Genomic DNA, 10960 nt, shown 5'->3' on the forward strand with positions numbered 1-10960 from the left:
GCCGTTTTGCACGCCGGACTGAGAAACAGTCACGTTGTTATAGCTACCGTACTGTTGCTGAAGGCTGGCGGTGTTCGCGACACCGCTCTGGGTCACGTTGTCGGTGTCCCGCGTCTCAGCGGTTTGAGCGACTGAGGCACCGTTTGAGATGCCGTTCTGATAAACGGTCACCGCGTTATAGGCACCGCCTTGTTGCTGAAGGTTTGCGCCGTTCGAGATGCCCCACTGGGTCACGCTGTCTGTGTCCGCTGTCTCATTGGTTTGAGCGACCGTGGAGCCGTTTTGCACACCGTTCTGATAAACACTCACGTTGTTGCCGTTGGTGTTCGTCTGCGCAACCGAAGCGCTGTTGGCGTTGTCGTGCTGTTCAATGTACACGACGTCATTCTGGCCGCTGGTCTGGTTGACCGTAGCCGATTGCGCGGCGTCGTACTGATTGATGGTGGCTTGCTCGTTATTCGACTGTGCATACGCCTGTGAATAACCGGCGGCCAACAAGCTTGCCGCGATAACAATTGCCTTCCGTTTCATGGTGGACTCCAAGAGTAAAAGGGCCTAGACAGAGAACGACGCCAGCCGGCCCTGATGCTGGGCGATGCTTGCTGCACTGCCATTGCCGGTTCGGCGAACGGCCATGCCTGAATGGGTGCTGACACTGCTAGTGCTGAACGACCGTTGCATGCATTCCGCTGCCGACCTGCTGAATGGCAATCGATTGATGCACGCCGCTCTGCCGCAATTGGACCGAGTCCCCGTTGCCCACCTGCTTAACCATTGCGGTGTTCGCCGACCCGGCCTGGGTCATCGAAGATGAATTGCCGTTGCCGAACTGATTGGCTGTCAGCGCATTGCGAGAACCTTGCTGATAGAGCGATGCCTGATTGCCGTTGCCGCTCTGGTTGAGAGCCGCCGTATTTTGCAAACCGGCCTGCGTCACCGCAACGGCGTTGTTGGCAACCGACTGGAACGTCCACGCAACGTTCGCCGATCCACTCTGATTGATCGTTGCCCGCTGTGATGTCCCGTACTGCGTGATACCCGCCGTTTGCCCGCCGTCGACGAAGGCCGGCTCGTCCGGACCGAGATCAGAAGGTGGCGCCGCCCCGGCTGCGTGTCCCATGTGGGGCCACAGCAGCGCGGCGGAAATGGCCATGCACAGGCACGACAAACGACGTGCCCGACCCGTTTCGGGTGGTTTGGGCATAGGGATCTCCTTGAGAATCGATAGTGCTGGACGCGCGTTGCAAGCGTCGCGGCTACCCGCCGCCGTTGGGCGTCTTCGCGATGTCTACGGGCACGGCAGGAAGCGCAACCTGCTTCAGATATGCAGTGTCCTCACGTGCGTAGTTCTGAATCACAGGGTTGTTCCAGTCTTTTGCATCTTTGAGGCTCCACGTGCCCGCGCTTATGCCCTGGACGATCAGATGCATCACCGCTGCCTCGATGGCTTCGCGCACACACAGCTGCTGTGGCTCTGTGTAAGTCAAGCCAGCGTCGACCTGGAGCAGATTCTGGTAGCCAACGAACTTGAACACGCCCGCCGTCAACTCGTACGAGTAAACCGTCTTGGTGGTCGACACGCTGTTGAGAATTTGGCCGTTACGGATATCGACCGCCCTGAGTGCGATCGTGACCTGATCGACCCGATATTGCGTGGCGCCGCCGATGCCAAGGTAGTTCACGCCTAATCCACCGGTGCGCAGATTGGTGTCGTAAGCGACAATGCCGCCTTCGATGATGACGTTAGCGGGCGTCAGCGCGCCGATCGCCTCCACCGGTTTAGCCTTGTCGGCAGGTGTTTCGAGTGCCCTGACGATCTTGCGCTCCGTGAGCAGATCCTGGAGATTCTCGCGCTCGACCGGCATGAACCACCCTGATTCGCGCAGCGCATCGACCAGCATCGACGCGGCGCCCTGCGTCACCTCGGACGAAAACGAGCTGTCGGGCGACGGCTTGTATTGCCCGGTTTGATCGCGGAACCCGTATACCGCCGTCACGACCTTGCCTTTCGGCGGCGGCAATCGAAGCAGATCACGCGTGAGTTGCGTGGTAGGCGTCAGCGTCGCGTTGTCGAACACCGGGACAGGCGCCGCGCACCCCGTCAGGCAAAGCAGCGCCGCGATCGCGAGTGTTGTGGCGATGCGGCCTTTGTTGTTGGCGAATCGGCTCATTGGCCCACCTGGAAGCTAGTGCTTTGTCCGGTAGACGTGTCGGTCGTCGTCACCTGCAAAGAACCGTTGCCAAGATTCGTGACCGAGACCGTGAACTGTCCTGTCGTGATGGTTCCCGGCTGAAGCGTGCCGTTCGGGCCGATGATCGATGCGGTCGCCGACGACGCGATCCGCGACAGGATCGCCTGCTCGAGTTCCGAGTTGAACTGTTGCAACGGCGATTGCGCGCTGATGCCGTCGAGGCCGCTCGTTGCCGGCGCCGTGTGCGTATTCACCGCATTGGCCGTCGAGAGCAGAAAGGGCCCGTTATTTGGATCCCCGCCGAACGTAGGGTTGACGGGTGTGTAGATCAATCCGGTCGCGTGGCACATGCTGACTTGAAATATGCATGCTAGGGCCACGGCACCGCTAAGCGAAGGTTGCTTCTTCATTTTCGGTCTCCTCACATTTCGTCGGGGCCTAGATCCTGATCCCGGAACAAAAGCCGTTCAATATCCGTTCGCACCATGTTCTGATACGCCACGTTCGCAGCGCGCTCTGCGGCCAGCTTGATGTTGCTTCGGGTCGGCGATAGAAATGCCTCGAATAGACGCCGGTGCTCGAACTCAACCCACACAAGGCTTCCCCATCTAGCGGAGGGCTTTTCGTGGATCGAGATGTTGTATCGACTCGCAAGAGGCAACTCGCGCCAGGCCGCAACGAAGTACCCGTAGAAGTTCTGGCCGATGAGCGTCACCACCTGGTCGGTAACGATGCCGGCGAGCGATTCCTGCAGCGCACGCTTGTCGCCAACTTCGGGAGAAGGGGGCACGCTTGCTGATCCACTGCCATTGCCGGATGGCGCGCTCGATGGCGACAACGGTGCGCCATCGACGATGTCCTTGGGCTTGATGTTCGAAGCGGAGGATGGTGTTGTCGGCTGCGTTGCCGGAGGCGTTCCCGGCGCGATCGATTGGGCGCTGGCGTGGCCCGCGAATGTACCGAGTGCCAGGCTCATTCCCATAACCAGGGCGTGGCACCGAAAACGGCAAACAAGCCACCTCGCTGGCGTCGGAGTCGGGCGCGGCCACGCCCCACGCCTTCCCGTTTTTTTTGTCATCTCGGACCCTTTAACCTCGTTCTTGTTTATCGAACGAACGTGCGTACGTTCGCAGGCGTGGGGTGTGAGAGCAGAACGCGTGCCAAGACAGAGTGGGTGGGTGTTTATGATGGTGTTGCGGTGGCGCGCTTGACTAATCGCGCGCAGTTTTGTTTCAAACTCGCAACACTTGAGCGGGAGACAGCACCCGATGGCTCCGTTTTTCGCACGGTTGGCAAATTAAGCGGGCATGTACTAACTCCGCGTACGGGACGGGCGAACGTGGCCCGATTTTTTTACCCAGACACATCCGATGAGCATCAGGAAAGCGGTCGTCGAAAATGTCTCAAGGTCGATGCGTGGCAACGAAGTGGCAAACGAGGGTCTTGATCTAAAACCGATACTCCGGTTCATATGCGATCGGCCGCTTTCGGGAAGGCAATTTGAACGCCTCTATGACCGGTATTGTTTAGGTTCGTAGGATGCCTGCCCTCGACCATGAGCATGGGCGTGCGCCACAGGGGCATGCGGGCACGCGTCGTACAAACCTGGCCGTTCTGCGACGCGAAGCACATCACTTGCGGGGCTGGATGGTCGCCACTGCGAGACCCGCTCCTGCGAACGCACACGCGGCGGACACCAGCGCGACGGCGCGCAGCGCGTCAGCGATGGCGTCGGCTTCCGCCAGCGCCACGGGTGTCTGGGGCGGCGTATGGGCATCGCCGGCTGCCGCCCCGGCTTGCGCGTCCGGCTCCAGCAACTGCCCGGTCTGGCGCGCGTCCTGAGGAACGTGCAGTTCATCGAGCCGCGCCGACAGCGCCGCATGGTGCGACCACACGAACACGATGCCGAGCACCGCAATCGCCAGCAGGCTCGCCACGCGTGCAACCGCGTTGTTGATGCCGGATGCGACGCCTGCGCGGTCGCCCGGCACCGAGCCCATCACGGTCGTCGTGAGTGGCGCGACGGTGATCGTCATGCCGAGCCCGAGCACGGCGAGCGCAGGGAAGAATCCGGCCCAATAGCTGCCGCGCACGAACGGCAAGGCCAGCATCGCGAACCCGATTCCGGCGACGCCCGGGCCAGCGCTCAACAGGACCCGCGAACCGAAGCGGCTCGTCAGGCCGCCGGTGAAGCGCGACAGCAAGCCGATGATGACCGGCACCGGCAGCAGCGCCGCGCCCGCCTCGGTTGCCGTGTAGCCATGTGCGCGGATCAGCGTGAACGGCAGGAAGAACAGTGTGCCGCCCAGACCGAAGTAGAGCAGCAGCGTGACAAGGTTGGCGCCGGTGAAATCGCGCGAGCGGAACACGTCGAGCGGCATCATGGGGTGACGGCTGTTCGCTTCGATCATCACGAATGCGGCCAGCACGAGCACGCCGGCGCCGATCGCGCACAGTACGAGCGGATGCGCGAAGCCGCGCGCCGACGCCTGGGTCAGGCCATAGGTGAGTGCGGCGAGCCCCGCTGCCACGCTCAGCGCGCCGGGCCAGTCCAACTGTTGAGGCGCATCGAGCTTGTGGCTGTTCGGCACCGACGAAATCGCGAGCGCAATCGTCACCGCTGCAAGCGGGACGTTGAGGAAGAAGATCGCGCGCCACGACAACGCGTCGACGAGCGAGCCGCCCGCCACCGGTCCCACCGCCGACGTGATCGCGCCGACGCCCGCCCAGGTGCCGATTGCCCGTCCGCGCGCTTCGCCTTCGAATACGGCGCCGATGATCGCGAGGCTGCTGGGTACCAAGAGCGCCGCGCCAATGCCCTGCACCGCGCGCGCGGCGATCAACGCACCCGCGTTCGGCGCGAGCCCGCAGGCGGCCGACGCCAGCGTGAAGACCCCGATGCCCGCGATGAACACCGTGCGGCGGCCAAGCTTGTCACCCATCGATCCGCCCACCAGCACGAGGGACCCGAGAAAGAGCAGGTAGGCGTTGACGATCCACTGCATCGCCTCGACGCTCGCGCCGAGCTCGCTCTGTATGGCAGGCAGCGCGACATTGACGACGGAGCCGTCGATGAATGCCATGCTCGAGCCGAGGATCGTCGCGGCGAGCGCAAGACGCTTGCGCCGGCACGGGCGGTCGACAGCGGTGGGCTGCGTGTGGATGACCAGCTCGTCGCACGGGCTCGCTTGCGCAGCGACAACGTGCGCGGTCTTTTGGTCGCTATCGAGAAAATCCGGGTTGGCCAAACTTGCTCCCGTGCTGGTCGATGGTGACTAGCATAGCAACTGGAGCGCCGGACCGCAGGTGCGACCAAGCGAGGGTTCATCGGCCGCCGGGAGCGCTAGGCGTGCTTGGGAGGGGGGTGAAGGTCAATGACATGCCCGTTGATGCCCCTCCAGATATGCGCTCGTACCACGACGTCGGAAGGACTCAAGCCGTCGCGCCACCATCTACACTGATGTTCTGGCCATTGATGTAATGCCCGGCCGCGGAGACGAGCAAGAGTGCAAGGCCCGCCACGTCCTCAGGCTCGGCAATGCGCCCCATTGGAATCGTCGATACGGTCATCTTCTCGCGCTCCGGGTTCTCCCAAAGCGCGCGGGAAAAGTCGGTGCGCACCGCGCCCGGGTTGATGGAGTTGACGTTGATGTTTGATGGCCCGAGCTCGAGTGCAAGGTTGCGCACGAGCTGGTCGAGCGCCGCCTTCGACATCCCATACAAGCCGAGCATGCCCGTGCCGCGCTTCGCTGCGCGGCTCGACATGAAGACGATCGAGCCGTTCTTGCGCTCGATCATCTGCGGAGCGAGTGCCCAGGCGAGCGCCAGGTTTCCGCGCACCCCGTGGGCCATGATCTCGTCGAATTGCTGGACCGTCTGGCCGAGCATCGAGCCGACGGGCGGGTTACCCGCCGCATTGAGCACGAGTGCATCGATGCGACCGAAGGCGCCGAGCGCGAAGCGCTGCACACTCTCGGGATCCGTGATGTCGCACGCGAATGCCATCACTTCGATTCCGTCTTCTTTGCGCAGCCGAGCAGCGGCTGCGTCGGCCGTTTCCTGGCTGCGCCCAGAGATGACGAGCTTCGCTCCAGCCGAGCCAATGGCGCGCGCGATCGCCAAGCCCATGCCCTTGGTCGACGCCGTCACGACGGCGACTTTCCCTGTGAGATCAAACAGTTTGTTCAAAGTAGATGCTCCCTGTGCTCCCGAATTCGAACGAGAGACACTGTACGATGCGGGCCGATCGAATGTTCAGATGAGTCAGTCCGTCTTCAGATATGCATATGCACTGGTGCATGATCTATCAGCAGCCGCACGCTGTCAACCCTGGCATGCGGAGTTGACCGCGCGTCACGGCAGTACCATCTTCACTGAGAGCGGCCTTCGGGCTCGCGACACTTGCCAAGATGTCGTGTCATACTTGCGAGCCGTCTCCGCTCGCATATCCGTGTTCGTGATGACTACCTCTTCTGCGTCCATTGGCTTTAACTACAACCCGCTCGACCGCCGCTCCGAAAAGCGGGACGATCACACCTTCATCGAGCGTCTCCGCGATGACCCGGCCGCTCGCTTTCTCATCTTCGATGTCGACGTCCCCTTGCTCAGGCGTGGCAACGGGCACGACGCGTGGTTCCTCGCAAGCGAAGCGACTGCTTTCGGGCATCCAGTCCAAAGCGTCTTCCTCGGGCAGGAGCGCGACGGCAGCGGACGCTTCGCGCTCGGCTTCACGCTCGATCTCGAACAAGAAGGCCAATCACAAGGCATGGTCCTGGATCGCATCGACCTGCGCTCGATCGCGCTGCAGGGCCTCGTCGACCCTGGGGTGCTCGGAATCTTGGGCCAGGCGAAGTCTATGCTCGACTGGCACCGACGCCACGGTTTTTGCGCCAACTGCGGCTCCGCCAGCCGCGCTTCGGCGGCCGGCTGGCATCGCGTCTGCGATGCCTGTGGCGCACGCCACTTTCCGCGGGTGGACCCAGTCGTGATTATGTTGGCGATCGATGGCGAACGGTGTCTACTCGGACGCCAACGCCAATTCGCCCAAGGGATGTACTCGGCGCTTGCAGGTTTTGTCGAGCCGGGCGAGACCGCGGAAGACGCGGTGCGTCGCGAGGTGTTCGAGGAAGCCCGCGTGACGTGCACGCAGGTCGTCTACTACGCCTCGCAGCCGTGGCCGTTTCCGTCGTCGCTGATGATCGGCTGCTTCGCGCAGGCAAACGTTACGGAGATCGTCGTTGACACGGCAGAACTCGAAGACGCCCGCTGGTTCTCGCGCTTGGAAGTCGCGGCGATGCTCGCGGGAACGCATCCAAGCGGACTGTCGACGCCCAAGCCGTTCGCCATTGCCCACCATTTGCTGCAGGCGTATGTTGCACGGGGTGCCTCGGTATTGGGTAGCTGAGCTCAATACATCGCGACAATCCCGCTATCTCTGCCCGCGCCGCTCCATCAAAGAGACCCAAAGCGACCCTCTGCGGTCATACATCCCGCAGAGCTGAACGTTCAGTGCCTGAGCATGCGCGCCACAACGATGCCCGACAACGCACTCGCCTTCCCGGATTTCCGCAAATCGGGAGGAGCCGCTCGTAGCGGTCAGCTCCTCGTCTGCATTGCTTTCACAAGGGCGGCTGCGGAGGCGCCTTCGAGCGACAACCCATAGCCAACTTCCTGCACGATGCGTTGCTTCAAGGGCCAAATAAAGTGTACGCGCGTGTTGCGGCGTGCCACTTCGGGCGCTTTCAAATACTGCCTCGCCAATTCCTGTGCGCGGCCAAGCGCCTGGCCGTTTGGCACGACCTCAGCAACCACTCCCCACTCGCGTGCGACAGCCGCCGTAATCGGCTGCGCGTTGAGCAGGAAAGCTTCCGCCCGTCCCGCTCCCGCTCGATAGCTCCAGGTGGTAAAGATGCCGTCGCCAGGCACGACACCCGCAGCATAGTGGCCCATGTCATGGAAGGTGGCGCCTTCTGCTGCCACGATGACGTTGGACAGAAGAATATATTCCGAGTGGATATGGGCACGTCCCTCGATGGCCGCGATGACTGGCACGCGTATATTGGCGATGTTTTCCAGGACCTGAACGCCTTCGTCATGGATCTGGCTCCAAACGTCGGGATCGGAGACGTCCTTGAAAGACGCCCAGTCAACCCCGGTCATGAAGTCGCCGCCTGCACCCGTGAGGATAACGATCTTGTTCGCCCGATCCTGAGCAATCCGGTAGAAGGCATCGACAACGTCCGTGTGGGCCTCCGCCGTGAAAGTGAGCGGGCCGCCATCGCTATGGAATTGCACGACCAGCACGCCGTCCTCATCCCGTGTCATCTTCAGGTTGCGGTAGGCAGAGAAATAGTTTTCCGGATTCGTTTGCATGACGTTCTCCTATGTCCGAACAGACTGAATTAGCCCTGCCAGTCTGCAGCGGGCCGACTTCACTAGATACGGTGGAAGGGCTTCTCACCAAGCCCCTTGGAGTAACACGAGAGCTCGCCGCCTCGCTTTCGAAACACGCACGCAATTGACCGGACGCCGAGCTGGCAGTACCTCACCGAACGCTGCATGAGCCCCATCCGCGAGCTGGGAAAGGACCGGCAAGCGACAACCGCCCCTGCCTGCTGCTCTGCGTCAGACGAAGAACCCAGCCAACGCACGAGCGACTGCGACAGCGTCATTTTCCATGGGAATGTGGCCCGCCTTGGGAATCCGGACAAGCTGCGTGTTCGGGATCTCTTTGACGAAGCGCTCCGCGTGCTCGATGAGCTGGAAGCCGTCGTCTTCGCCCCAGACGAGCAGCTTTGGCGTCTGCGACGCGCGAAGACGCGGCAACAGCTCCATCGTGTAACGATTGTCCGCGGCGCCGGCAAAGGCAAGCCACGACCGGGCAACGCGCGGGTCCGTCCAGGGTTCGAGATACTCGGCCACTTCGCTTTCCGTTGCCGGCCTGGCCAGCGCCGTGAGGACTGACTTGCGACGGGCAGCAAGGATATCCTCCGTCGTCGTCGCAGCGGCCACCGCCGGATCGCGGAACCGGGCAACACCGGGCACTGGCCACGAATCAAACATCACTGCATTGACGAGCGCGAGCTTGCTGACCTCTATCTTCCCATCGACCAGCACCTGCTGCGCAATGCCCCCGCCAATGTCGTGCCCTGCGACGCCCACCGGTCCCGCGATGCCGAGCGCATCCAGGAAGCGCGGCAGCCAATCCGCCAACGCGGGAATCGAGGCGTCCGCAACCGTCAGCTCGCCACCCGAGCGGCCAGATCCGGGGAAATCCACCGCGATGGGGCGTAAGCCGGCGGCGGCCAGCTCGTCGAGCACCGGCTGCCATACGCGGCTCCAATAGGTGCCGTGCAGCATCAACAAGACGGATCCTGCCGGGTCACCGGCGCTCAGGTAGCTGACCGGTACGCCAGCCACGTCAACAGTTCGTCGTTCCATTGTGAAAATCCTCCGTTGCGAGCCGTGGTGCCGAGCGACCGAGGTGCCCGGTCGCCGACGCGCATTTGGCGCATGTTCGTGCGTACTTTCGTAGCATCCGAAACTCGCACGTAACGAATCGTCTTAGCGAATGAACTGCTTTACGTAGTCAGCACCGAGGCCGATCTCTTCGTAATGTCTGTGAGCGGCTTCGATTTTCGTGAACACGTCTTCAAATCCCACTGCTGTGCCCTGAGGATCGACGTAGGTATACCCGCCGGTGACGTGGAACCACGTGATCATCTCTTTTACCTCCTCGGGCACGTACAAGGTGTGCGTCTCACCTGCCGGCTCGTATGCGTATCCGCCCTGCTCCGCAACCCAGTCGTGCTCGAGGTAATACCATCTGCCTCTCAGAACGATCGCGTGCACAGGCCCGGTATGGCGGTGGCGCGAGAGCACGCCGGACTGGCGCACTCTGAGAAGATTGACGTAGTAGCCTTGGCTGGCGCTGAGAAGCAGCGGTTTGAACGACACAGCCGGTGTCATGGGCACCCAAAGGTTATCGTCTTCCAGCCATTTGTCGAATATGCCCAAATGCACGATGTCGGGTGACATGTCAGGAGGTTGAGGCAACTGATAGGGGATCGCACGCTCATCAGGCTTTCTTGCGGTTGTGCTGGTCATGTTGCGAGACCTCCAAAAGATGTCGATGCACCGAGGGCACGGGCCAGGCGGCGGTCCTGGCAACGCCGAGTATCACTTCAGTTTACGGCGGGAAAGTGCTCTCGATCTTCTCCAAACGGGAAGTTCGTGGTATGCAGATGATGCGCGCGGCGCCACGCTGGCAGAAGACCCTCCAAGCACATAACATCCATTCCAGGCCGGCATAAGACGTTTGACGCTGCCGCCACGCTTGATGTCAGACTGCACCAGGATGCGGCAGCACATTGAGCAAGGTTGGCTCCGAGCCAGCGCTCCGGAGAAAAATGAGTGCTCTCATCGTGCGGGAACGGAATGACAGATATTGTCAGCAATATGCGGATATTCATCCGCGTCGTCGAAACCGGTTCCTTCACCGCCGTCGCGAAAGAGAACAATGTGACGGCTGCGCAGGTTTCGCGTGCAGTCACGGCGCTCGAGCAACAGTTGCAGACCGTCGTGCTGCAGCGCACGACGCGACACCTCTCTGTCACCGAGGCCGGAGGGCGCTTTTACGAGCGCGCTAAGGCAATACTTGCCGACATCGATTCGGCGACCGACGAGGCCCGCGGCGCCAGCGTCTCGCCGGCGGGGCGGGTGCGGCTTCATTGCGCACCGGGTCTCGCGCAAGGGATGGTGGCGGCGGC

Annotated in this window: 12 protein-coding genes; 2 read left to right on the plus strand and 10 right to left on the minus strand. The window is 62.1% G+C overall.

The features are described from left to right. The 7 genes from J3489_RS25550 to J3489_RS25580 all read right to left on the minus strand — a co-directional run. Positions 1 to 531: hypothetical protein (locus J3489_RS25550; protein WP_207002813.1), on the minus strand; the 531-nt coding region annotated here is incomplete at its 3' end. Positions 532 to 658: 127 nt separating this feature from the next. Continuing rightward, positions 659 to 1153, minus strand: coding sequence for a hypothetical protein (locus J3489_RS25555; protein WP_207002814.1), 495 nt, complete (start codon positions 1151 to 1153; stop codon positions 659 to 661). 103 nt (positions 1154 to 1256) lie between these two features. Continuing rightward, positions 1257 to 2171 (minus strand): CsgG/HfaB family protein, encoded by a 915-nt coding sequence (locus J3489_RS25560; protein ID WP_207002815.1) that lies wholly within the window; start codon positions 2169 to 2171, stop codon positions 1257 to 1259. Beyond that, a complete protein-coding gene (locus tag J3489_RS25565; protein ID WP_207002817.1) occupies positions 2168 to 2602 on the minus strand; it encodes a curli assembly protein CsgF in 435 nt (144 codons plus the stop codon). Before J3489_RS25565 ends, J3489_RS25560 begins: the two co-directional genes overlap by 4 nt. An 11-nt stretch (positions 2603 to 2613) precedes the next feature. Next, positions 2614 to 3168: a curli production assembly/transport protein CsgE gene (locus tag J3489_RS25570; protein ID WP_207002818.1), complete on the minus strand. Its 555-nt coding sequence runs from the start codon at positions 3166 to 3168 to the stop codon at positions 2614 to 2616. 655 nt (positions 3169 to 3823) lie between these two features. After that, complete coding sequence (locus tag J3489_RS25575) at positions 3824 to 5440, minus strand: MFS transporter (RefSeq protein WP_207002819.1); 1617 nt, start codon at positions 5438 to 5440, stop codon at positions 3824 to 3826. Between the two features lie 184 nt (positions 5441 to 5624). Beyond that, complete coding sequence (locus J3489_RS25580) at positions 5625 to 6380, minus strand: SDR family NAD(P)-dependent oxidoreductase (protein ID WP_207002820.1); 756 nt, start codon at positions 6378 to 6380, stop codon at positions 5625 to 5627. A 271-nt stretch (positions 6381 to 6651) separates the two neighbouring features. Here J3489_RS25580 and nudC point away from each other — a divergent pair, with 271 nt between their 5' ends. Further along, positions 6652 to 7596 carry an NAD(+) diphosphatase gene (gene nudC, locus J3489_RS25585; RefSeq protein ID WP_207002821.1) on the plus strand — a complete coding sequence of 315 codons (945 nt, stop codon included), beginning with the start codon at positions 6652 to 6654 and terminating at the stop codon, positions 7594 to 7596. 191 nt (positions 7597 to 7787) lie between these two features. Here nudC and J3489_RS25590 read toward each other — a convergent pair whose 3' ends face one another. From J3489_RS25590 to J3489_RS25600, 3 genes are all read right to left on the minus strand, one after another. Next, positions 7788 to 8564 (minus strand): enoyl-CoA hydratase/isomerase family protein, encoded by a 777-nt coding sequence (locus J3489_RS25590; protein ID WP_207002827.1) that lies wholly within the window; start codon positions 8562 to 8564, stop codon positions 7788 to 7790. 252 nt (positions 8565 to 8816) lie between these two features. Further along, a complete protein-coding gene (locus J3489_RS25595; protein WP_207002828.1) occupies positions 8817 to 9632 on the minus strand; it encodes an alpha/beta fold hydrolase in 816 nt (271 codons plus the stop codon). A gap of 123 nt (positions 9633 to 9755) precedes the next feature. Further along, complete coding sequence (locus J3489_RS25600; protein ID WP_207002830.1) at positions 9756 to 10298, minus strand: 2,4'-dihydroxyacetophenone dioxygenase family protein; 543 nt, start codon at positions 10296 to 10298, stop codon at positions 9756 to 9758. A gap of 330 nt (positions 10299 to 10628) precedes the next feature. On the opposite strand from J3489_RS25600, the gene J3489_RS25605 reads away from it, so the two are divergent. Then, positions 10629 to 10960, plus strand: a 332-nt coding sequence (locus J3489_RS25605; RefSeq protein ID WP_242540289.1) for a LysR family transcriptional regulator, incomplete at its 3' end; no start/stop codon positions are given.

It is taken from the genome of Trinickia mobilis (assembly GCF_017315705.1).
Classification (GTDB): Bacteria; Pseudomonadota; Gammaproteobacteria; order Burkholderiales; family Burkholderiaceae; genus Trinickia_A; species Trinickia_A mobilis.

What these genes read in the sequence shown, in the direction of transcription:
- J3489_RS25560 (WP_207002815.1), bottom strand. Translation starts at nt 2,171, where the DNA reads ATGAGCCGATTCGCCAACAACAAAGGCCGCATCGCCACAACACTCGCG.
- J3489_RS25565 (WP_207002817.1), bottom strand. Translation starts at nt 2,602, where the DNA reads ATGAAGAAGCAACCTTCGCTTAGCGGTGCCGTGGCCCTAGCATGCATA.
- J3489_RS25570 (WP_207002818.1), bottom strand. Translation starts at nt 3,168, where the DNA reads ATGAGCCTGGCACTCGGTACATTCGCGGGCCACGCCAGCGCCCAATCG.
- J3489_RS25590 (WP_207002827.1), bottom strand. Translation starts at nt 8,564, where the DNA reads ATGCAAACGAATCCGGAAAACTATTTCTCTGCCTACCGCAACCTGAAG.
- J3489_RS25555 (WP_207002814.1), bottom strand. Translation starts at nt 1,153, where the DNA reads ATGGCCATTTCCGCCGCGCTGCTGTGGCCCCACATGGGACACGCAGCC.
- J3489_RS25600 (WP_207002830.1), bottom strand. Translation starts at nt 10,298, where the DNA reads ATGACCAGCACAACCGCAAGAAAGCCTGATGAGCGTGCGATCCCCTAT.
- nudC (WP_207002821.1), top strand. Translation starts at nt 6,652, where the DNA reads ATGACTACCTCTTCTGCGTCCATTGGCTTTAACTACAACCCGCTCGAC.
- J3489_RS25595 (WP_207002828.1), bottom strand. Translation starts at nt 9,632, where the DNA reads ATGGAACGACGAACTGTTGACGTGGCTGGCGTACCGGTCAGCTACCTG.